This window comes from Arenibacter nanhaiticus, assembly GCF_900141935.1.
GTDB lineage: Bacteria > Bacteroidota > Bacteroidia > Flavobacteriales > Flavobacteriaceae > Arenibacter > Arenibacter nanhaiticus.
Genome location: NZ_FQYX01000004.1, coordinates 212,750 through 236,328 on the forward strand (window position 1 = coordinate 212,750; position 23,579 = coordinate 236,328).

Genomic DNA, 23,579 nt, shown 5'->3' on the forward strand with positions numbered 1-23,579 from the left:
ATACAAGGGCTAAAATATTTTCTAAAGTAGGAAAGAAAACAGAAAAGCCTTGGGGATAAGTGAATTTACCAATTACTGATATTAGAATATAAAATAATAAAAACAGTTCCATAAAAAATGGAAAAAAGTTTTTTAATTGGAAGAAGATGGAAAATGATAGAGAATCTTTTTTTAGCGTGATACGAAACGGAGAAACAGCGGATGTGGTTCGGATGATTTCTGAAAATCCTGATTTGATAAATGCCAGGGACGAGCGAGGAACAACACCACTGATACTGGCCACTTACTACGATAGGGGCGATATTGCCAATGCACTGATCCACAATGGGGCTGAGGTCGATGCCAAGGATGCTTCTGGGAATACTGCCCTTATGGGAGTATGCCTTAAAGGATTTACCTCGGTAGCAAAAAAACTTATAGAAAAAGGAGCCGATGTAAATGCGAGAAATGCTATGGGAGCCAGCTGCCTTATTTACGCAGTTACCTTTAATAGAGAAGTCATTGCAAAACTCCTTATAGGACACGGTGCTGACAAAGGACTTAAGGATGCCCGTGGCAACTCTGCCCTAGATCATGCCAGAATGCAAGGGTTACCGGCCTTAATGGAATTGCTGGGAAATACATAAATTAGAAGCCAGAAAATGCAGTCGTACTTGGGTGCGCTAACAACTTATAATATGGGGAAAGAGCTTAAAGTAGCCTTGGTGCAATCTTCTTTGGTATGGGAAAATCCCGATAAGAACAGAACAAATTTTAAAAAACAGATCGCGGAGATTTCTAAAGATACGGACCTGGTCATTTTGCCAGAGATGTTTACAAGCGGATTTACCATGCATCCAGAAAATATGGCCAAGGATCAAGGGAACATCACACTTCTATGGATGCAGCAAGTGGCCAGAGAACACCATATGGCCATAGTGGGCAGTGCTGTTTATTATGAGAATGGTACTTATACCAACCGCTTGTTGTTTGTTACCCCCGATGGGGATTGTTCCTATTATGACAAACGGCATACCTTTACTTTGGCCGGGGAAAATTTGGTATATGCCGCCGGGAAAAACAAATTGATTCTCCATTATAAGGGATTTAAAATATGTCCCCTGATATGTTATGATTTACGGTTTCCGGTATGGTCAAGAAATGTCGAAGAATACGATATGTTAATTTATGTTGCCAATTGGCCAAAGCAAAGAATCGTGGCATGGGATACCCTGTTAAAAGCAAGGGCCATAGAAAACATGGCTTATGTTATTGGGGTCAATAGAATAGGCCTAGACAATAACGGACACGAATATTGTGGGCATTCTGCGGTGTACGATCTTCTTGGTCAGCCCTTGGTGTTTTCGGACCGAGAGGAGGTTTTGTACGCCTCCCTGACCCGAGAACATATCACCAAGGTCAGGAAGGAATTAAAATTTTTGGACGATAGGGACGGCTTTACTTTAGAAGGGTAAAGGTCTGTTCCAATTCCCAATTAGCTCTTACTTCCAATACGGTGGGGTAATAGCTTACTTTTTCGGGCTGTAACTTTTGAAGGTAGTTTCCGGTATCCCACTTTTGGTTGCCATTGGTGTCGTGAATAACCCGAATTACGTACTTAGCAGGTTCTATATGGCTGAACTCAAGCACCCCTGGTTTTGTCGCAAAAATTTCTTTTTTGGTGACGCCCTTTTCATCGGTGAGCTGCGCAATGAGCGGATAGGTGACTTCGCCTTCTAAGGTAAGTCTTAGATTTCCCAAATCGGCAAGACTTTGTGTGGTAAAGGGATATAATAAGGTATCGTTTACAGTGCCGAAAAAATCCTCAATAGCACCGGGAAGGAGTTTCAGATCGTACTTTTCATTTGGTTCTAAATCAAAGTTAATCGCTACTTTATTGTCTTTTCTGTCCAAGGTCGGGTGCATTTTAACCGTGGAAGAGTCCTTTCGAATCATACTTATTTTAGTAGAATCTACTTTCGTTATAGGGGTGTTGGAGGTAATATAAAGCGGATTTCCGAATTTTAGAGTTCCCCTTTGGTTGGGTTGTAAATTTAAAGTGTCCAAACCTACTTTCCTGGTTTTTACAGAAAAGGTGTCCCTTAATTTTTCCTTGGTATTGGTTACCATAAAAACGATGGAATCGGTTTTAAAGGGCGTAAACCAAAAATTTAAGGTATCCTTTTTGGGCTCTTTGGTTACCAGGGTTTTTACCGTATCGGGCAATTTGGTCAGAGGGGTGATTTCTATATCTTTCCCAAGGCCTTGATATCCAAATATAATTTTATTACTCGAGGCAAAATTGGGCACAGAAATACTGTAATTTGGAACTTCCTTAAATAAAGTCAGCAAGTAAATGGAATCGGTCGGTAAGCTTAGTGTATCCTTTATAAAGGCGATTTTATCGGTTTTTTGATCGAAAATATTGTTTTTCGCCTCGTCCTTTACGGCGAATAGAGCATACTTGCCTTCTTTTAAGTTTCTAAGGTGAAATATAGTGGTGCTGTCCAAGGTGTTGGTGAGGTAGTTGGGCGGACGCTTGTAAATGGTAGAATCCGTATAAGTACTGTCTATCTCATAAAGCATTACACTGATAAAGGTATCGGCATTTTTTTGAAAACCGTCCTTGACCACCCCAGATACCGATAAAGAATCTATATAGTCTCCGGTTGAAAATACATAGGATAAAAAACGGTTGGGGTTTCCTTCATTGTTATCTATGATACTTTGCCCAAAATTAAAGGTGTAGGTAGTGTTTTGTTTTAGGGTGTCTTTTATGATAATTTCTACAAACTTACTTGGCGAACCTTGAGGAGAAATTAATGGAGTATATTTTAAAGGGGGAGAAATAATTAACTGGTTTTGTACGTCCTTTAGTTTTATGTATTCGTCAAAGTACAACCTGATTTTTTTCTCCTTAAAATTAACAGACATGTTTTTTGGCTCTGCTTTTATCAGTTTTGGCGGGGTAATGTCCTTATCGCCACCACTTGGCGTACCTCTTCTAGCACACTGAACAAAAGCAGAAATGGATAAAAATAAAAAGAGAAACCCTAAAATTCGTTGTATCATAACAATTACAAAAATGTTTAACAAAGAAACAACTAATTTGGAGAAATCTAAAATTATAACACCACGGCCATAGCGCCCAGATATAGTTTTATTCCGGGGGTTTCCCCAAGGGTTTTGGCACATACTTCCATGGTGGCCCCTGTGGTGATCACATCGTCTACCAGGAGAACATTTTTATTGCAGAGGAAATTTGGATCACTAAGGATATAGAGCGATTGTTTTTGCTGCCATCTATGGATCCTTGTCTTTTTGGTCTGAGTCCTGGTATTGGCCGTTTTTATTAGAATATGGTCTATGTATTGGGCATCGATATGTTGGGCGATTTTCTGGGCAAATAAGGCTACTTGATTGTAGCCCCGTTTTTTTAATTTGTTTTTGTGCAAGGGAACGGCAATCACATAATCGATATGTGCCAAGGAATTGTTCTCTTTTAAAACATGCCCATACCAGTCCCCTAAAAATTGCCCTATTTGGACTTGGTTTTTGTATTTTAAATAGTGGATGAGGTTTTTTACAATGCCATTTTCGGAAAAAAAAAGGAAAGCACTGGCCTTTTCTATAACCACTCGACCATAGAAAATGCGGTCTACAGGATTTTCTACCTCATAATTGTACTCGGTAAGGGGTAATTGATTCCGACAAATGGTACAAATGTGCTCTTCTCCTCTAGTTAAAAGCGCATTACATCCAAAACATAGCCTGGGGAAAAGAATAGAATTGATATCATTTATTATATTTGAAATATAGCCCATACCAAATCTTAATTGCTAATAACCTACTTAATACTTTTTATGATAGATGAATCTACAAGATAATAAATTCAACTATAAATTCACTTTTGCTGTTCTAGTAGCTATCATATTGGGTGTTTTAATAGCCTTTTATTTTAGTTATGCCCAATCTAAGGGACGTATAAATTTTCTGAAACAGGAAAAAGAACTTTTAATAAAAGACCTCACGCTTGTAAAATCTGATGTAGACCGACTTTCGGCACTAAACGAAGTTAATGAAATAGAGTTACAGGATTCAAGATATCAGATACAACAATTGATAGATTCTGTTGGACAGTTAAATTTTAATGTAGAAAAACTAAAAGAATTTAAGACGGACCTTTCCAAGTTAGAGGCTATAAATGACAGTCTAAAAGCAAGGAACAATAGCCTTAGGTATAACAATGTGCTTTTGGGAAACCAATATAAGGAGACGAAGGATATTTTGGACGAACTAAAAAGCAAGAGCCATTCTTTGGCCGAGGCCGAAGCCTTATTGCGTAAAAGGAATAGGGAACTGAGTCTAAAACTTAAAAACCAGAGTTATCTGAAATTAGAAAATAGCGAAGGAGCCGGTTTTAGACTGCGAAGTTCTAAACATATTAAGACAAGTAAGGCCAGTTCTGTGACCAAGCTGAGAGGTTGTGTCACTATTATGGGTAATCCTAATACTGCTAAGGAAGAAAGAACCATTTACTATCAGTTTTTAGGGCCCGAAATGAAGGTTATAGCAGATAATGCCAATACCATTTCCTATCAAGGAAATGTCTACAGCAGGCGCGTACAATTTATCTTTCAGGACGAAGAATTCAATGTGTGTGATGCTATTTCGGTACCCGAAGGCTCCTTAAATCCCGGTACTTATACCCTGAATATTTTTGAAGAAGAGAAATTGATAAGCACTTCAGAATTTCATTTGAAATAAATTACCCAAATATGAGGTATTATTCTATTTTTGCCATATGGCAAAACAAGAAGACGATTTTAAGAAGGTAATATCCCACGCGAAGGAATACGGGTACGTATTTCAGTCTAGCGAAATTTATGACGGACTAAGTGCTGTCTACGACTATGCCCAGAATGGCGCAGAATTAAAGAGAAACATCAGAGAATATTGGTGGAAGGCCATGGTTCAGATGAATGATAATATTGTAGGCCTAGATTCTGCAATACTGATGCATCCGACCGTTTGGAAGGCTTCTGGCCATGTCGATGCCTTTAATGATCCGTTAATCGATAATAAGGATTCTAAAAAAAGATATCGTGCCGATGTTTTGGTAGAAGAACATGCTGCTAAAATTGAAGCTAAAATAGACAAGGAAGTGGCCAAAGCATCAAAGCGCTTTGGAGAATCCTTTGATAAAAACCAATTCTTGGAAACCAACCCAAAGGTTATCGGTTACCAAGAACAGATTGCGACTATATTAAAACGATTGGGGAAATCTTTGGAAACGGAAGATTTGGCCGATGTTAAAAGTCTGATCGAAGAATTAGGAATTGCTTGTCCTGTGTCGGGTTCTAAAAACTGGACAGAAGTAAAGCAATTTAACCTAATGTTCGGTACTAAATTAGGAGCTTCTGCCGATAGTGCCATGAATTTATACCTCAGGCCAGAGACTGCGCAGGGGATTTTTGTGAACTTTTTAAATGTTCAGAAAACTGGACGAATGAAGGTACCTTTTGGAATTGCCCAGATCGGGAAAGCTTTTAGAAATGAAATTGTGGCCCGACAGTTTATTTTCCGTCAGCGCGAGTTTGAACAGATGGAAATGCAATTCTTTGTACGCCCTGGGACTCAAAAAGAATGGTACGAGGCTTGGAAAGAGAACAGAATTAAATGGCACCTTTCCTTGGGAATAGGAGAAGATAATTACAGATTCCACGATCATGAGAAATTGGCCCACTATGCCGATGCGGCCGCCGATATAGAATTCAAATTTCCTTTTGGCTTTAAAGAATTGGAAGGGATACATTCTAGAACCGATTTTGACCTTAGTAGCCACGAAGAATTCTCAGGAAAAAAATTACAGTATTTTGACCCTGAATTAAACGAAAGCTATGTGCCTTATGTGGTAGAAACCTCTATTGGTTTAGACCGTATGTTCTTAGCCGTTTTCTCGAATGCCTTACAGGAAGAAGAGCTAGAGAACGGTACCACTAGAACAGTCCTTAAATTACCAGCAGTATTGGCCCCGAACAAGGCAGCTGTATTGCCATTGGTAAAAAAGGATGGATTGCCAGAATTGGCGCACGAAATTATAGATGAACTTAAGTGGGACTTTAATGTCATCTACGATGAGAAAGATGCCGTGGGGCGTCGTTATAGAAGACAGGATGCCAATGGTACTCCTTTCTGTATAACGGTAGACCACCAGTCTTTGGAAGACAGGACAGTTACCATACGTCATAGGGATACCATGGAACAACAACGTGTATCTATCGATGCTGTAAAGTCCATTATCGCTAAGGAAGTAGATATGAAAGAATGGTTAAAGAAAATGGCATAAGCCATATGCTATAATGCGACGGTCTTTATCATAAACTTCGTCGAATACCTTATAACCCCTTAACAAAACCTTGTTTTGTTAAGGGGTTTGTTTTTGGGATTTTACATTATCGGTGTCCTTAATTGTTTCATTTACACATTAAACCGCGTTAGGGACCGCGGCGGCATCCCCGCAGCGAAGCAAGGGATACAGCCAAGGGCCCGCCCGACGCAGGAGGGAACGCCCAAAGTATTCTCCTTACCGATGAAGCCCTAAGGGTTGGTGTTTAAAGGCATGGTAAGGCCCTTAGAAGTCATAGTTGATTATAGCAAATACCGAATTTGTAGCCCGCTGTAAAAATTCCGGCCGTTGCCAGGGTAATAATACCTAGGCTCGGCACCTCCAAATCCGGTTGTGTTAATGAGCACGGATTGGGCATAATCGACATCAAAAACGTTATTGAGGCCAAGGGACAGGCCAACGGATAGTTTTTTGCTCCATTGTTTTTGGTAGCCTATTTTACTATTGAAAACGTTAAAAGAATCACTAGACAAGGTGTTTGCATCGGTCATTGGCATGGCTCCAACATACTGGTGCACGGTATTCCAATACAGGTTTTTAAGGAATGTTGCCCGCAGGCCCGTGGTTAACCGATGCTTGGGAACCCCTGAAATAGGATTGCCAGAATAGTCATTGTCACCGTCGATAAAATCCACAAAACTATGATCGCTAAAGCTGTAGCTGATAAACGGATTTAAAGAGGCGGTAGCGGCAATAGGCAGCTGATAGGACGCCTCAAATTCTAGGCCCTGGTGTTTGGTTTTTCCAGCGTTTTTACCAACATATTGGTCTTCGTCAACACGTTGGGCAACCAATAGGCCTTTGATGTCCATGCGGTAAATCGCCATACTCATATGAAGCTTTTTGTCGAGCAGGGAAAGCTCGGAACCTATTTCATAGTTCACACCTGTTTCCTGATCAATATCGGGGTTGATTACGCCAGCGGGGGTTAAGGTTTCCTCGACACTGGGGTTGGAAAAGCCCTTGCTGATATTGAAATAAAACGATGGGGCGTTTTTCTCGGCATACCTAAGGGTTGCACTGGGCATTAGAATATCGTTAAATTCTCGTTTGGCACTTTTGTTATTTTCCCCTTGGCCAAATAAATCCCTATAGTCATAATAGGTATGGTTGAGGTTGATGCCCAATTGGGCCGAAAAAGCGTCGGTAAACGGAATGTCAAGGCTTCCAAAAGTATTGAGCTGCCTTCTAAACTCTTTGTTTTTACTGAATAAATCGCCCTTTAGACTTCCCTGGCCGTTGTTTTCCCGGTAGCGATTGGTAAACTCCCGCCCATTATATTGATCCCTGGACAGTTCGGCTCCAAAACTGTATTTCATCGCCAAGCCATTCAGGTCAAAGGATCCTAAAAAATTTGTTCTAAACCCATATCCGTGTGTGTACTCGTCTAAAATGCCAAAGGGCCGTGGCTCATAATGGTCCAGATAGGAATAAAACAAGCTGGTGGTATTTTGAATTTTTTCCGAGAATTTATGGGAGTACGAAAGACCTATAAGGCTGTACTTATTGGCTTCGAAGCCTTGGGCTGCTTTCCAGGTAAAAGCGGCTTGTCTGGGGTTTTCCTTAAAAGCGGTTTCGCCCAAAGAACTGGGGATTTGTGCCGTATAATCTACTTGGTTGAACAATAAGGAGATTTGGTTTTTCTCATCGATTTGATATCTGAGATCCAATAAGAGGTTATCGCTTTTAAAGCGGTTGTTTTCCCTATACCCATTGGTCTTTAAATGCCCGTATTGCAGTCTCACCAAAAGTTGGTCGTCCTTATGGCTTACCAGCAGGTTGTTCTTAAATAGCTCATAGGACCCAAGGGTAAGATTATTGTTAATATAGGAGCCGTTTTCCAAAGCAGGGTTGGTCTGCAGTAAAATGGCTCCGCCTAAATTAGTGCCAAAAGAGGTGCTTTTAGGACCTTTAATAACGGCTATAGCGCTCAGATTCTCTAGATCGAATGATTCTATGGTCGAAAATCCGGCCCCATTGGTGACAGGAATGTTATTGTAGTAAAGTCGTAATTTATTGGTTCCGTATAAGGTTCTGGCACCAACCCCTCTGATGGTAATCCTATTGGTATTCAGCGCTCCGGATAAGGCATAAACACCCGAAATTTGATTGATGGCCGATACCATATCTATGGGGCTGTAATTTTTAAATTCCTTTTCTCCAATGGTTTTATCCGGAATAGTAAGGGTTTTGGACAGGCTGCGACGCTGGTCTATTAAAATTACCTCGTCTAATTGGGTTATACTGTCTTTTTTAGGAGGTATTTGTGCTATGGATGCCGTAAAAACGGACATCGCAAGTACTACGGAAAGGGAAAACTTCATTGATTTATATTGAAGTTTAAATATATGGAATTATATTATTATATATGGAGTATGGCTTAAACGAGGAAATGACAGTTGGTAAAGCATCAAATTGGAAGGTGGCATAAAAAAAGCAAGAAATAAGGAACTAAAGGCGCAGACCTTTTTTGTTCCAAAAAACAATGCTTAATTTTAAAAATTAATTTTTAGGATTATCTAGTCGTTGTGAACGCTTAGATTTTCGAATCGAAAAACAATAAAATATCAAATGAAAATAGTTTCTTATAATGTAAACGGAATTAGGGCGGCCTTAAATAAAGGCTTTGCAGAATGGCTAACGAGTGTAGATCCCGATGTTGTCTGTTTACAAGAAATTAAGGCAAATAAAGAGCAGTTAGACCTGAGTATTTTTGAGGAATTGGGCTATAGTTATAACTACTGGTACAGTGCGCAAAAAAAAGGGTATAGCGGGGTAGCAATTTTGTCGAAACAAGAACCCGATCATATAGAATACGGAACCGGAATAGATTATATGGATTTCGAGGGGCGTAATATCAGAGCCGATTTTAATGGGGTTTCCGTAATGAGTCTCTATTTGCCATCGGGAACAAATTTGGATAGGCTAGATCTTAAGTTGCAATATATGGACGATTTTAAGGACTATATCGGGGATTTAAAAAAAGAGAGACCAAACCTAGTGATTTGTGGCGATTATAATATCTGTCATGAAGCCATAGATATCCACGATCCTGTTCGCAATAAAAATGTTTCTGGATTCTTACCGGTAGAAAGGGAATGGTTAGGCGCCTTTATGGAGGCTGGCTTTATAGATAGTTTTAGACATTTTAATAAGGAACCCCATAATTATACTTGGTGGAGTTATAGGGCAAATTCTCGTGCCAATAATAAGGGATGGCGCTTAGATTACGGGATGGTGAGCGAGCCATTGGCCGACCGGTTAAAACGGTCGGTGATCTTATCTGAAGCCAAACACAGTGATCATTGCCCTATTTTGGTAGAGTTAAATTAAGATTTTAGTGGGATCAATAGCATATACGACTATTGGTACTACTGGAGGATTGTCCTAACATTAAGCATAAAAGAAAAACGATTAGAATGATATATACCCAATTGCCACATACCGATATTGAAGTAAGTAAGATTTGCTTGGGCACCATGACATGGGGCCGTCAGAACACCGAAGAAGAAGGGCATGCGCAAATGGATTATGCGTTGGAACAAGGAATAAACTTTTTTGATACGGCAGAGCTATATCCCATTCCCGCTAAAAAGGAATTACATTCCGTTACCGAAGAAATCATAGGAAAGTGGTTTAAGAAAAACAATAATCGCGATAAGATTGTATTGGGATCTAAAATTGCAGGCCGTTCGGAGGTAACCAAGTTTATAAGAACCGATGGTTTTAGCAAAACAGCGATTATAGAAGCGGTAGAAGGAAGTTTAAGACGTTTACAAACAGATTATATAGATGTATACCAATTACATTGGCCAGAGCGTAAGACCAATTACTTTGGGAAATTAGGGTATACTTATCACAGCAGCGATTATTGGGAAGACAATTTTCACCAAATACTAGAAACTTTAAGGGATTTGATAGCCGAAGGGAAAATACGGCATGTGGGCCTGTCCAATGAAACCCCTTGGGGAGCCATGCGCTTTTTAGAAGAGAGCAAGGTGCATATAAGGTTGCCAAGAATGAAAACTATTCAGAATCCCTACAGTCTGTTGAACAGATCTTTTGAAGTGGGTCTGGCAGAAATTTCACACCGGGAAAATTTAGGGTTATTGGCGTATTCCCCATTGGGATTTGGAGTGTTAAGCGGCAAGTACTTGGGTGGCAAACAACCAGAAAATGCTAGGGTAAGTCTTTTTCCAAATTACAATCGTTACAGTAATGAGATGTCCGTAAAGGCTACTCAAAAATATTATGAATTGGCACAGGAACACAATATCTCACTATCGCAAATGGCTTTGGCTTTTGTCAATACAAGACCTTTTGTCACCAGTAATATTATTGGGGCAACGACTATGGACCAATTAAAAGAAAATATAGGCAGTATAGAGGTTACCTTAAGCGATGCAGTATTGGCAGGTATTGAGGCTATTCATACGGAATTCCCCAATCCTGCCCCCTAAATAAGTATTAGATATGATCTTTTTACAAATAGGCTTTTTTCAATTTATCATTATCATCGTCTTGGTTTTCATTATTTTATTTGGGGCAAGATTGTTTAATTCCAAACGATAAGAATTACGCAAATAAGGCATTGGCAAGATCTTCGATCCTTGTAATTAAATGAATGCGAATATTGGTGTTCTTAAGGGTTATTTTATTGTTTTTGGAAACAAATATGCTGCTAAAGCCTAATTTTTCGGCTTCTAGGATACGGTTATCTATCCGTTGCACAGGGCGTATTTCTCCTGCGAGTCCTACTTCTGCGGCAAAACACACACCCTTGTCTATAGCGACGTCTTCGTTGCTAGAAAGGATGGCGGCTATCACGGCTAAATCTATGGCGGGATCATCTACGGATATTCCGCCTGTGATATTGAGGAAGACATCCTTGGCACCTAGTTTAAATCCGGCTCGCTTTTCCAAAACAGCCAATAGCATGTTTAATCGTTTAGAGTTATATCCTGTAGTAGAGCGCTGTGGCGTGCCATAAACAGCGGTACTGACAAGGGCCTGTATTTCTATCATCAAAGGGCGCATGCCTTCTATGGTCGAAGCTATGGCGGTTCCGCTCAGGCCTTCATCGTTTTTGGATATCAAAATTTCGGACGGATTGTTCACTTCTCGCAATCCGCTGCCCTGCATTTCATAGATTCCCAATTCTGCCGTAGACCCGAACCGGTTTTTTAAGGCCCTTAAAATACGGTATACATAATTTCTGTCCCCTTCAAACTGTAGCACGGTATCGACCATATGTTCCAGAATCTTTGGTCCGGCTATAGTACCATCTTTGGTGATATGGCCAATTAAAATAACGGGGGTATTGGTTTCTTTGGCAAATTTTATCAGTTCGGCGGTGCACTCCCGTATCTGTGAAATACTCCCGGCGGCCGATTCTATATAATCAGAATGTAAGGTCTGTATAGAATCGATCACTACGATATCGGGTTCGGTGGCCTCAATTTGGCGAAAGATATTTTGGGTCTTTGTTTCGGTCAGTATAAAACAAGTTTCACTGTTGGGGTTGATGCGATCGGCACGCATTTTTATCTGTTTCTGACTTTCTTCCCCTGAGACATATAGGGTTTTATAAGGTAGTTTTAGGGCTATTTGAAGCAGTAAGGTACTTTTTCCTACTCCTGGTTCCCCTCCTAAAAGAGTTAGGGAGCCCGGTACCAATCCGCCGCCCAGTACCCGATTGAATTCTAGATCGAAGGTGTTTAGGCGAAGTTCCTTGTCGGTAGCTATTTCATTTACCCGTAAAGGTTTGGCAATTTTTTTGGTGGTATTGGAAGGACTCTTCCATGGGGTTTTTTCTTCCTTCTGAATTACTTCTTCCACCACGGTATTCCATTCCTTACAAGCACTACATTGTCCTACCCATTTTGCGTATTGGGTACCACAGTTCTGACAAAAAAAAGTCGATTTAATTTTAGCCATTCTTTATTCTAAGATTTTGACGAAGATAAATAAAGTTTGGAACAGCTGACGTTTTTCTAGCATGGCATTGTCAGTGGGCGCAAACTATCCAATGTGCCATAAAGGAGGAGCTATTTTGAATAGGCGAGGGATTTTCCTTGATTTGGGAATATATCCTAAGATGATATCAGGGCCTAAAAACCAAAATCGGCCTTTAAGGCATCCATTTTTTCTAGTGCCATCTCTTTAGTTAAGAAGTCTATTTCTTCCATGCCAAAAGCTTTTTCAAAAGTCCGTAATGCTTTTTTGGGCTCGCCCAGTTGTTCGTAGTATTCTCCTTCAAAATAAAATCCCAACATGGTGGTAGGGAATTCTTTTTTACAAAGCTCTGACAAGGGTTTTAGGGATTCAAAATCTTTCTTTTTACGGCTTGCCGCATATATGGCCATGATGTCGTTAAGGCTTGTAGCTTTCCTAAACCCAAATAAATTTTCTATGGTAGTATGTTTGGTTTCAAGATATTTAAATACCGGATCCTCGGAAGTTAAAATTTGTTCTTTGTATTCGGCGGGACTTATCGGTTTAAACATTCCAAAAATGTTGTCAAAGGCTTTTCCTATACCATAGGTTGCAACGGAAATATGATCGGCACCCGGGTATTGATCAAAGTAATAATATAAATTCTCGGTCTTTACGGCTTTTAAAGCCTGGTCAAATGCCAAAACGCTATGGGTGTGTGGGTTATTTTCTCCTTCGACGATCAATTGATAGAAAATTTTCTTTTTCATGGCCGCAATCCTTTGTGGAACCCTGGATTCCATTTCTGGGGCCAAGGTGGGGGATATGGCGATAAAAGCATTGAAAAGGGAGTTTTCCTTAAACAAATAGAAATTGCCAAAGTTGGCCGTAAGCTCATAGCCTACGAACATTTTAAAAGATGCCAAACTGTATTTGCTTTCCAGATAAGGGATTAATTCCATCCCTAAAAACTCAAAAAACAACTTGCCCTTTTCGGAGGGAAGACCACTCTCGGGATCAAAGTCGCAATCGTCATAGCGAATAGAATTTTTGCCCTGTTCTACACCTACCACAATAGCTTCTGGCATGCCGTGAAAATCGCTATAAAACTTAGCGTTGGCCAAAACTTGGTCAAATAAATACTCGGCATCCAATACTACGATCAGGGGATATTTTTTATCGGCAGAATAGTCCTCCGGAAAATAGTAGCGTACATCGCGGCGCTCTTGTAATTTAAAGGACTCAAAGATCTCTTTGGTGAGCTGGGCATTATTGGTAAAGCACAGCAATAGGAAGCAAAAAGTAATTATACGTTGCATAATTTTTATTTTGGCAATAAATAGAAGAAAACTATCTGTTTCTGTTCCATAACGGCAATATCAGAAAAGATATTGCACCAAAAACAACGATCATGAAAGTTTGGGATATCCACATAATCCACCCGAAGGCATCTCCGGAAACAGAACTAATATCAAAAATCGCCAAGGCACTACTTACGGCAATGGGGTAAATGCCTATTCCGCCATTGGTAGCGGTCATGGCAAAGGCTCCGGCCACAAAGGCAACCATGAGTTGACTAACCGTGAGGTTCATGGTCTCTGGAATGGTAAACTTAATAATCCAGAACATGGCAATATAGGCCACCCAAATAAATATGGTATGGCAGACAAAAGCCCATTTATTTTTCATTTTAAAAATGCTAAAAACACCATCCATAAGGCCTTTTAGTATCTTTTTTAGTTTCTTGGCAAGGGTAGAAGTAGATGTTTTTACAAAATACATACTCAGGAAAAGGCCTATAGTACCTATGCTGAGCAGTCCGATCAGTACGGTTGCGTTAAACCCTTTTCCTTGTAAAAATGCCCATATGATGTCTGTCTGTAGAAAAAAAGTGATGCTGACGATCAATAGCAGCATAATTAAATCTATAACCCTTTCGGTAACAATAGTGCCAAAACCTTTTTCAAAGGGCACCCCTTCATAGGTGGTCAGGGCGGTGGCTCTTAAAATTTCACCCGATCTGGGAATGCCAAGATTGGTGAAATAAGCCGTTAGTATAATGAGGATGTTATTCATAAGCCCTGGGGTATAACCTAGCGGCTTTAATAAATAGTTCCAACGAATGGCCCTAGAAAGGTGGGTAAGTACGCCCAGAATAACGGAGATTCCTACCCAAAGTAAATTTGCCTCCTTTATATAATGTATTATTTGCTGTTTTTCCTCCTCTGTAGTTCTGTAATAAGAGTACCAAACTAAAAACACTCCCAATAGAATTGGAAGTGTTGATTTTAGTGTTTTCTTAAAGGAGGTTTTCAAGATTAGGTCAACATATTAGTTTCCTCGTTAGGAAATACCAAGGAAGGGTTAAAGGTTTTGGCCTCTTCGAAATCCATATGGGCATAGGTGATAAGAATTAACACATCGCCAACGCAAACCTTTCTGGCCGCGGCACCGTTAAGGGTGATTTCTCCGGTATTTCTAGGTCCTGGAATGGCATAGGTCTCTAATCTTTCCCCGTTATTATTGTTAACAATCTGTACCTTTTCTCCTCGAATAATGTTCGCGGCATCCATTAAATCCTCATCAATGGTTATGCTACCGACATAGTTGAGGTCTGCACCGGTAACTTTTACACGGTGTATTTTAGATTTTACTACTTCTATTTGCATGGGACAAAGTTAATAATTTATTGCTCAATGTTGTTATTGGTATTATAGCAGAATGTTGTCAATAAGTCTAACATCTCCTGCATAAACGGCTATAAAGGCCCTATAGGTGGTATTGATTTCCTTTTCCAATACAGGCTGAAGGTTGTTTTCGTCGGTTATTTTAAAATATTCCAATTGTAGGGATTCATGGTTTTCAAATTGATCCTTCACCCAATCCGTTATAGAAACTGCACTTTTTGTGCCAAACTTATTCTTAGCCTCCAGAAGGGTGCTGTAAATAAAGGCAGCGGTGTCTCTTTGGCTTGGGGTAAGCCTTTCATTTCTAGAGCTCATGGCTAGGCCATTAGGCTCCCTTAGGATGGGGCATCCAATAATTTCAATAGGCAATTGGGTGATTTCCACCAGTTTTTTAATGATTTGTAACTGTTGAAAATCCTTTTCCCCAAAATATGCCTTGTTGGGCATGGTCAATCGAAATAATTTCTCCACGATGGTACCCACGCCTTCAAAATGACCTTGGCGGAATTCGCCTTCCATCACTTTTTCCAATCCTTCAAAATCGTAGGCTTTGGAGGCTACCTCTTCGGCATATATTTCGGAAACCGAGGGGGCAAAAACAATTAAATCGTCCGAAACGGAAGATAATAATGAAATATCGGCATCCAAAGTTTTGGGATATTTCTCTAAATCGTCCTGATTGTTAAATTGGGTGGGATTCACAAATATGCTAATCACCGTGATATGGTTTTCGGCTACCGATTTTTTTACAAGGGATAAATGTCCCGTATGTAGGGCTCCCATGGTAGGGACCAAACCAATTGATTTGCCTTTTCTTAGGGGGTAAAGAAAGGAGTCAAGGTCCTTTTTAGTGGTAAATAACTGCATCTGTTCAACTTAAAAGAGAGCAAACTTACTATAAATACCGCTAATCTCTATAATTTTTGTAATTTTGCAGCTGCGTTTGCACTATAAATAAAATATAGCTTTTATGAATGGCAAAAAGATATTGTTTGTATCTTCAGAATTAGTACCCTATCTACCAGAGAACGAAGTTTCCTTAATGTCTTACGAAACCCCAAGAATGGTCAACAGTAATGGTGGCCAGATTAGGATTTTTATGCCGAGGTTTGGAAACATCAATGAGCGTCGACATCAATTGCATGAAGTTATTAGATTATCAGGGATGAACCTTGTGATCAATGACATGGATATGCCGTTAATTATAAAGGTAGCTTCGATCCCAAGGGAACGTATACAGGTATACTTTATAGACAATGAGGAATATTTCAAAAGAAAAGCCACTTTCACCGATGAGGATGGAAAAGGATTTCCTGATAACGATGAACGTGCTATTTTCTTTGCGAAAGGAGTTGTTGAAACTGTTAAGAAATTAAATTGGTCTCCAGATATTATCCATGTACACGGATGGATGGCTTCATTACTTCCTTTGTATTTGAAAAAATTCTACGCCGATGAACCTTTATTCTCTGAAAGTAAAATAGTTCTTTCGGTCTATGGACAAGGTTTCGAAGGGAGTCTGAATAGCGATATGATCAAGAAGATTGCCTTTGACGGTGTGCCCGAAGAAAGCATTAAATCCCTTGAAGATCCTAGTTATAATAATTTGTTAAAGGTAGCGGTCGATTTTTCTGATGCCGTTATTTTAGCTGCGGAAGAGCTTCCAAATGAACTGGAAACGCATATTTCCAAGGTTCAAAAACCTGTATTGCCTTATGTGCCTATCCAGGAATTTGAAGAAGCTTACCTGAATTTTTATAACACAGAAGTATTAAAATAGTCTAGATGGATTTAGTAAAAGGATTGAAATTTCCTGCGCTTGTAGGAATGTTGTTAGCAGCAACTTTTGTTTCTTGTGAAGATGATCTTACAACAATTGGTAGTGGCGTAATAGGAGACGAACCATTTACTGCAAATAAGGCGGTGTACGATGTTTTTGCTTACAACAAAAAAGTTGAAGCAGTACAGACCAATAAGGTTCCAGTATACCAATTAGGGAAATTTAATGATCCAATATACGGGACAACCGAAGCTAGGATCACTACCCAGGTACTATTATCAAAGGAAAATCCGGTTTTTGGAAATTACTCTGCCCAAAAAGAGGCTAATGCCGATACCGATGATAATATCCTTACTATAAAGGAAAAAGAGACTGTTAAGGAAGTAACCTTGTTTATTCCCTTTTTGACCAACACCAAAGGAGATAGTGATAATGATGGCGTGCCTGATATTTACGATACGGATCCTGACGATCCGAACAGTGATTACGATGGCGACGGATTGACAGATGCTCAAGAAAAAGCCATGGGTACCGATCCTTATAATAAGGATACCGATGGAGATGGAACCAATGATGACAAAGATACCGATACGGCTCCGAACAGATTTCCTATAAAATTCGATTTGGATAGTATTTATGGTAATAGGGATATTCCATTTAATTTAAAGGTAGAGCGTTCTACCTATTATTTAAGGGATTTAGATCCGAATAGCAATTTCCAGGAGGCGCAACAATATTTTTCGTCTCAGCAGTTTTCTCCCGATTTTGTTTCAGATCTTTTATTTGAAGGACCGGTAACGATCAACACCGAGGAAGAGCTTATTTTTAAAGAGGACGATCCGGAGACCGAAGAGGAAGATGAATCGAAGGAGGCTCCAGTGCGCCTTGCACCAGGGATAAGGGTTGCGCTGGACAAAACTTTCTTTCAGGAGAATATTTTGGATAAGGAAGGCGCTTCGGAATTGTTAAGCCAATCGAATTTTGCCGAATTTTTTAGAGGTATCCATTTGTCCGTTTCTGACGATGTCCTGATGTTGTTGGATTTGACCCAAGGAAATATTACCATTAAGTACGAGTATGATTCGGTAGATACTAAGGGAACTTCCGATACTTCTGACGATGAATTTGATGTCAAGAAGGAAGGTGAATTTGTGCTGGAACTACTAAGAAGAAATAGCAATACCGGAGCTGTGGTTGGAAATGCTGTCAATACATTTGTCAATGACGCATATCCTGAAGAAATTGCCAACAGTATGGACAATGGCGAAAATGCTTCCAGGATCTACTTAAAAGGAGGGGCAGGCAGTTTTGCTCAAATTAAATTGTTCAATGACACCGATGGAGCAGAAATTATCAACCAGATAAAAAATAAAAATTGGATTATTAACGAAGCTAATCTTGTTTTTTATGTCGACAGAAATACCTTGGATGGCGCGGGAGAAGTGATAGAACCATCTAAATTGTATCTCTACAAGGCCGATAGTAATATCCCGGTGTACAATCCGTTCTTTGAACAAGAAGCCGATTTTAATGCAGGGAACCTTACCAATTACGATGGGGCGTTGACCAAGAAAAACGGGAAGGGAGATCATTATAAAATAAAGATCACCAATTATATCAACGATATCATCGTTAGGGATTCTACCAATGCGACCTTAAATCTGGCCGTGACCTCCGATATTAGGGTGTCTAGCACTGCTAAGGCCATGTTGGCAAACGGCAATGAAGGCACAGTAGCTTCAATGTCTGTGATCAATCCGCTTGGTACCGTGCTATTTGGAAGTGATCATACTTCTGAAGGGGAAGAAAACAAGAAATTGAAACTCGAGATTTACTATACAGAAGTAAAGTAAGGGCAAAAAAAGTACCACATACAGTATATTTTAGTTAATTGTCTGAGATTTAAAAGGTTTTAAATAACATCACATTACATTTGTGAGTGTTATTTAAAACCTTTTTTGAATTACTAACTAATCAACTAATAAATTATGTGTGGAATTGTAGGATATATTGGGCATCGAGATGCCTATCCGGTTATAATGAAAGGGCTCCAGCGATTGGAGTACAGAGGGTACGATAGTGCCGGTATAGCCCTCTACGATGGAAATGAGATCAACTTATCCAAAACAAAAGGCAAAGTAGCAGATCTTCATAAGAAGTCTCAAAGTACTATATCATTGAAAGGAAGCTTAGGTCTTGGTCATACCAGATGGGCTACCCATGGGGAACCTAATGATGTCAACTCACACCCCCACTATTCCAACTCGGGGAACTTGGTCATGATCCACAACGGAATTATAGAGAATTATGATGCCATTAAAAAGGAGTTGCTAAAAAGAGGATATACTTTTTCCTCGGATACCGATACCGAAGTATTGGTAAACTTAATAGAAGAGATAAAGAACAAAGAAAATGTCAAGCTGGGCCAGGCGGTTCAGATTGCCTTGAACGAGGTAGTCGGAGCCTATGCGATAGCGGTATTTGACAAGCAAAAACCCGATGAAATCGTAGTGGCAAAATTAGGGAGTCCGCTAGCGATTGGCCTTGGCGAGGGTGAATTTTTTATAGCCTCGGATGCATCTCCCTTTATAGAATACACCAATAATGCCATATATTTGGAAGATATGGAGATGGCGATTATCCGCCTAGGGAAAGAAATAAAACTGCGCAAGATCAAAGACGATGCCGTAGCCTACCCCTCCATCCAAGAATTAAAACTAAATCTGGAAGAAATAGAAAAAGGAGGCTTTGAACATTTTATGCTCAAAGAAATCTACGAACAGCCAAGAGCTATCTTAGACACCTATAGGGGTCGTTTATTGGCCAAACAGGGGATAATAAAGATGGCAGGGGTTGATGAGAATCTTGAAAAACTCTTAAATGCAAATCGCATTATAATTGTGGCTTGTGGTACTTCATGGCATGCCGGACTCGTGGCCGAATATATTTTTGAGGATTTGGCAAGAATACCGGTAGAGGTAGAATACGCCTCTGAATTCAGATATCGGAACCCGGTGATCACGGACAAGGACGTGCTTATTGCTATTTCCCAGTCTGGAGAAACGGCAGATACCTTGGCGGCCATAAAATTGGCCAAGGAAAAGGGGGCCTTTGTTTTTGGAGTTTGTAATGTCGTAGGTTCTTCTATAGCTAGGGAAACAGATGCTGGGGCTTATACCCATGCGGGGCCAGAAATAGGAGTGGCCTCTACCAAGGCATTTACTACCCAAATTACGGTATTAACCCTTATTGCTTTAAAATTGGCTAAGGAAAAAGGCGTGTTTACCACTACAAGGTTCCATGAGTATTTAACCGAACTAGAGCAAATACCCGCCAAAGTAGAAAAGGCCCTGGAGTCTAATGCCTTGGTAGAAATAATTGCGGAGGTCTATAAAGATTCTACCAATTGTTTGTATTTGGGACGGGGGTATAATTTTCCCGTAGCCCTGGAAGGAGCTTTAAAGCTAAAGGAGATAAGCTATATCCATGCCGAAGGCTATCCTGCCGCAGAAATGAAACACGGGCCAATAGCCCTGATAGACGAACATATGCCTGTCGTGGTTATCGCTACCAATAAGGGGCACTATGAGAAGGTCGTGAGCAATATCCAAGAAATAAAATCTCGAAAAGGTAAAATTATTGCCGTGGTGACCCAAGGCGACCAGCAGGTAAAGGAATTGGCAGACCATGTGATCGAAATACCAGAAACCTTGGAAAGCCTAACACCTTTATTAACCACTATACCTTTGCAATTATTATCCTACCATATAGCAGTAATGCGAGGTTGTAATGTAGATCAGCCGCGAAATTTGGCTAAATCCGTTACCGTGGAATAAGAAATAACAAACACTAAATAAACCCAAAAAATCGGGTCTTGATGTATTCAGGACCCGATTTTTTTTGTGGGATTCGTAAATTGTAGCGAATATATTTCTCAAAAAAGTACTATGCATGCATAATTTAGAGTATTTTGCTATTGCTCGTATAAAAAATGTAGTATATTGCTTATAACTAATTAAACTTAAATACCGTATGAGAACAGTAATGTTGTTATCCTTTTTAATATTTGGACTTGTGTCTTATGGCCAAACAATCGTAAAGGGAAAGATAGTTGATCTTAATGGTCAGCCTATTCCAGGGGCCAATATCGTCATCACAGGGAAAGCCATTGGAACCGTATCCGATTTCGACGGACTTTTTACGTTGAATACTTCCGAGGAGCCACCGTTTACACTGCAAATTACCAGTATCGGCTATGTGTCTGCCCAATCTAAAATCACCCAAAACAATCAGAATATTACGGTAGTTCTAAATGAGGAAGAAACCTTTTTGGACGAGGTGGTAATATCGGCTTCCAGAACACCGGAGCGTATTTTCGAATCCCCGGTAACGGTAGAGCGATTTGGACTTAAGGAGATCAAGAACACTGCATCGGCCGATTTTTATGACGGTCTGGAAAATTTAAAGGGGGTAGATATCAATACCAATAGTTTAACCTTTAAGTCTATTAATACCAGGGGCTTTGCTACTTTTGCCAACACCCGTTTTATGCAACTGGTAGACGGAATGGACAATTCTGCTCCGGCCTTGAACTTTCCCTTGGGGAATTTATTGGGGATGACGGAAACCGATGTTCAGAGCGTAGAATTACTGCCGGGAGCGGCTTCGGCCCTATATGGGGCAAATGCCTTTAACGGAATCCTTTTTATGAGAAGTAAAAGTCCTTTTGATAATTCGGGCATTAGTGGGTATGTGAAGAAAGGAATTACTTCGCAAGAAGCTTCTGGGGATAATGAATATACGGATTTTGGTATCCGAGCTGCGCATAAGTTCAGTGATAAGTTTGCGGTTAAGGTAAACTTTGGTTATCTCAAAGGAACCGATTGGGCAGCCGATAATATGACCGATAAACTAGGAAGAGGATATACAAGGGCCAATTTGGACTATGATGGGATAAATGTCTATGGAGATGAAGTGAGCGGAAATATTAGAGACCTATCCGGTGGTTTGGGCATTATTCCGGATGTCACCGTGAGCAGGACCGGATATCGGGAAGCAGATTTAACCGATTATAAAGCAGAAAGTATTAAGGCAGACTGGGGATTGTACTACCGTCCTTGGGGGAACGATTTTGAGGTTGCCTATGTGGGGAAAGTAGGGAGCGGATCTACTATCTATCAAGGGTTGAACAGGTATGCCATCGATAATTTCTTCTTGCAACAGCATAAATTGGAAATTAAAAATGACAACTTTTTTGTAAGAGGGTATATTACCGAGGACAAGGCCGGAGATTCCTATGATATGGTCTTTACCGGAATCAACATCAATAGAGCTTGGAAAAGCGATAGACAATGGTTCGGTGATTATATCAATACCTATGCCGCTGCTTCTTTTGGTGGGGCCAATGAAACAGAGGCTCATGCCTTGGCAAGAGCAAAGGCCGAAGAAGGAAGGTATTTGCCCGGTACCCCAGAATTTAAAGCTGCCTTTAATAAGAGTATCAACGATCCAGACTTAACGACCGGATCTAAATTTCAGGACAATTCCAAAATTTATCACGCCGATGCTAATTATAACTTTAGCCACTTAACCGATATTGCCGAAATACAACTTGGAGGTTCCTTTAGAACCTATAGCCTAAATTCTTTTGGTACTATTTATACCGATTATGACGGACCTATCGACTATTCAGAAGTTGGGGTCTATACTCAAATACAAAAGAAATTTTTCGAGGAGAAATTAAAGCTTACGGGTTCTGTTCGTTACGATAAATCAGAGTTGTTTGATGGATTCGTTTCGCCAAGGTTGTCCGTAGGATATACTATCGGGGAAATGGAAAGACATAATATTAGAGCTTCTGTCCAAACAGGATTCAGAAATCCAACCACCCAAGATTTATTTATAGGATTGGATGCGGGAAGGGCTATCTTGGTGGGGTCGGCCAAAACTAACTTGGACAGGGATGTGCGTACCTTCGAAGTGAGTGCTAGCGGACAGGCGCAGGGGCAACCTGCAACCGTAGATATTGTAGGTAGGGATGCCTATGAAAACTCATATACCGTAAGCTCTGTATTGGCAGGCGCTCCAGTGGCTTCTGATGTGGAGTTGGTGAAACCAGAACAAGTAACCTCTATAGAAATAGGGTATAGAGGAAAAATAGATCGGCTTATTGTAGATGTCAGCGGGTACTATAACAAGTATCAGGACTTTATATCACAAGAAGCGGTATTTGTTCCTTTTTACGGAAAGGTAGGGGAAAGCGAATCTTTGGCCGCTATACAAAACAACGATTTTAAGGCCTATAGTGCGTATACCAACTCTGATGCTGCTGTAAGTTCTTATGGGGCAGCCCTAGGGTTGACTGCCTCCGTATTTAACGGTTATGACCTTTCTGCCAACTATACCTTTTCAAAATTGGACTTCGATCAAGCGGGGAATCCAGATTTTCAGACCAATTTTAATACACCAGAGCATAAGGTAAAAGCCTCTATAGGGAATACCAATTTATTTAAGAATTTTGGCTTTAATGTGGCCTGGAGATGGACCGATACCTATTTCTGGGAAGCTACCTTTGGTAGTGGAGACGTACCGTCTTTCCATGTAGTCGATGCGCAGATCAATTACCAAGTTCCTAGCATAAAATCGACCTTTAAGGCAGGGGCTGCCAATGTATTGGGACAGGAGTATTTTACGGCTTTTGGTACCGGTAATATCGGTTCGCAATTTTACGTTTCATGGACCATTAACAACCTATAGGAGATTTAATCGAAAGAAAATTTTAATTTAAAGA

Annotated in this window: 18 protein-coding genes; 10 read left to right on the forward strand and 8 right to left on the reverse strand. The window is 40.2% G+C overall.

Annotated features, from left to right (window positions below; translation table 11 throughout):
* Positions 1-146: 146 nt before the first annotated feature.
* Together BUA16_RS04295 and BUA16_RS04300 are read left to right on the forward strand one after the other, a co-directional pair.
* Positions 147-626, forward strand: coding sequence for an ankyrin repeat domain-containing protein (locus BUA16_RS04295; protein ID WP_072763399.1), 480 nt, complete (start codon positions 147-149; stop codon positions 624-626).
* 15 nt (positions 627-641) lie between these two features.
* Entirely contained in the window at positions 642-1,454 is an 813-nt protein-coding gene (locus BUA16_RS04300) for an amidohydrolase (protein WP_245795517.1), read from the forward strand.
* Here BUA16_RS04300 and BUA16_RS04305 read toward each other — a convergent pair.
* On the reverse strand, positions 1,438-3,051 hold the full coding sequence (locus tag BUA16_RS04305; protein ID WP_072763401.1) for an Ig-like domain-containing protein: 1,614 nt from the start codon (positions 3,049-3,051) through the stop codon (positions 1,438-1,440). The genes BUA16_RS04300 and BUA16_RS04305 overlap by 17 nt on opposite strands.
* A gap of 53 nt (positions 3,052-3,104) precedes the next feature.
* Entirely contained in the window at positions 3,105-3,803 is a 699-nt protein-coding gene (locus BUA16_RS04310; protein WP_072763402.1) for a ComF family protein, read from the reverse strand.
* Positions 3,804-3,849: 46 nt separating this feature from the next.
* Between BUA16_RS04310 and BUA16_RS04315 the strand changes: the two genes are divergently transcribed.
* Both BUA16_RS04315 and BUA16_RS04320 read left to right on the forward strand, forming a co-directional pair.
* The gene (locus tag BUA16_RS04315; RefSeq protein WP_072763403.1) at positions 3,850-4,746 is read left to right on the forward strand and encodes a hypothetical protein; all 897 of its coding nucleotides are present in this window, start codon (positions 3,850-3,852) and stop codon (positions 4,744-4,746) included.
* A gap of 37 nt (positions 4,747-4,783) precedes the next feature.
* Positions 4,784-6,328, forward strand: a complete 1,545-nt coding sequence (locus BUA16_RS04320) for a glycine--tRNA ligase (protein WP_072763404.1) — start codon at positions 4,784-4,786, stop codon at positions 6,326-6,328.
* Between the two features lie 302 nt (positions 6,329-6,630).
* On the opposite strand, the gene BUA16_RS04325 is transcribed toward BUA16_RS04320, so the two are convergent.
* Positions 6,631-8,712: a TonB-dependent receptor family protein gene (locus BUA16_RS04325; protein ID WP_072763405.1), complete on the reverse strand. Its 2,082-nt coding sequence runs from the start codon at positions 8,710-8,712 to the stop codon at positions 6,631-6,633.
* A 247-nt stretch (positions 8,713-8,959) separates the two neighbouring features.
* Here BUA16_RS04325 and BUA16_RS04330 point away from each other — a divergent pair, with 247 nt between their 5' ends.
* The gene (locus BUA16_RS04330) at positions 8,960-9,721 is read left to right on the forward strand and encodes an exodeoxyribonuclease III (RefSeq protein ID WP_072763406.1); all 762 of its coding nucleotides are present in this window, start codon (positions 8,960-8,962) and stop codon (positions 9,719-9,721) included.
* A gap of 86 nt (positions 9,722-9,807) precedes the next feature.
* A complete protein-coding gene (locus tag BUA16_RS04335; RefSeq protein WP_072763407.1) occupies positions 9,808-10,848 on the forward strand; it encodes an NADP(H)-dependent aldo-keto reductase in 1,041 nt (346 codons plus the stop codon).
* A gap of 115 nt (positions 10,849-10,963) precedes the next feature.
* Here the strand turns inward: BUA16_RS04335 and radA are convergent, their stop codons facing one another.
* From radA to panC, 5 genes are all read right to left on the reverse strand, one after another.
* Entirely contained in the window at positions 10,964-12,325 is a 1,362-nt protein-coding gene (radA, locus tag BUA16_RS04340) for a DNA repair protein RadA (protein WP_072763408.1), read from the reverse strand.
* Between the two features lie 173 nt (positions 12,326-12,498).
* A complete protein-coding gene (locus BUA16_RS04345) occupies positions 12,499-13,641 on the reverse strand; it encodes an alpha/beta hydrolase (RefSeq protein WP_072763409.1) in 1,143 nt (380 codons plus the stop codon).
* Positions 13,642-13,672: 31 nt separating this feature from the next.
* Positions 13,673-14,638: a lysylphosphatidylglycerol synthase transmembrane domain-containing protein gene (locus BUA16_RS04350; protein WP_072763410.1), complete on the reverse strand. Its 966-nt coding sequence runs from the start codon at positions 14,636-14,638 to the stop codon at positions 13,673-13,675.
* 2 nt (positions 14,639-14,640) lie between these two features.
* Positions 14,641-14,991 (reverse strand): aspartate 1-decarboxylase, encoded by a 351-nt coding sequence (panD, locus tag BUA16_RS04355; RefSeq protein WP_072763411.1) that lies wholly within the window; start codon positions 14,989-14,991, stop codon positions 14,641-14,643.
* 42 nt (positions 14,992-15,033) lie between these two features.
* Positions 15,034-15,876 (reverse strand): pantoate--beta-alanine ligase, encoded by an 843-nt coding sequence (panC, locus tag BUA16_RS04360; RefSeq protein ID WP_072763412.1) that lies wholly within the window; start codon positions 15,874-15,876, stop codon positions 15,034-15,036.
* A 103-nt stretch (positions 15,877-15,979) separates the two neighbouring features.
* Here panC and BUA16_RS04365 point away from each other — a divergent pair, with 103 nt between their 5' ends.
* The 4 genes from BUA16_RS04365 to BUA16_RS04380 all read left to right on the forward strand — a co-directional run bounded on the left by BUA16_RS04365 (position 15,980) and on the right by BUA16_RS04380 (position 23,545).
* Positions 15,980-16,789 carry a glycogen/starch synthase gene (locus tag BUA16_RS04365; protein ID WP_072763413.1) on the forward strand — a complete coding sequence of 270 codons (810 nt, stop codon included), beginning with the start codon at positions 15,980-15,982 and terminating at the stop codon, positions 16,787-16,789.
* Positions 16,790-16,794: 5 nt separating this feature from the next.
* On the forward strand, positions 16,795-18,642 hold the full coding sequence (locus tag BUA16_RS04370; RefSeq protein ID WP_072763414.1) for a DUF4270 family protein: 1,848 nt from the start codon (positions 16,795-16,797) through the stop codon (positions 18,640-18,642).
* Positions 18,643-18,777: 135 nt separating this feature from the next.
* The gene (glmS, locus tag BUA16_RS04375; RefSeq protein WP_072763415.1) at positions 18,778-20,625 is read left to right on the forward strand and encodes a glutamine--fructose-6-phosphate transaminase (isomerizing); all 1,848 of its coding nucleotides are present in this window, start codon (positions 18,778-18,780) and stop codon (positions 20,623-20,625) included.
* 196 nt (positions 20,626-20,821) lie between these two features.
* The gene (locus BUA16_RS04380) at positions 20,822-23,545 is read left to right on the forward strand and encodes a TonB-dependent receptor (protein ID WP_072763416.1); all 2,724 of its coding nucleotides are present in this window, start codon (positions 20,822-20,824) and stop codon (positions 23,543-23,545) included.
* Positions 23,546-23,579: the final 34 nt, after the last annotated feature.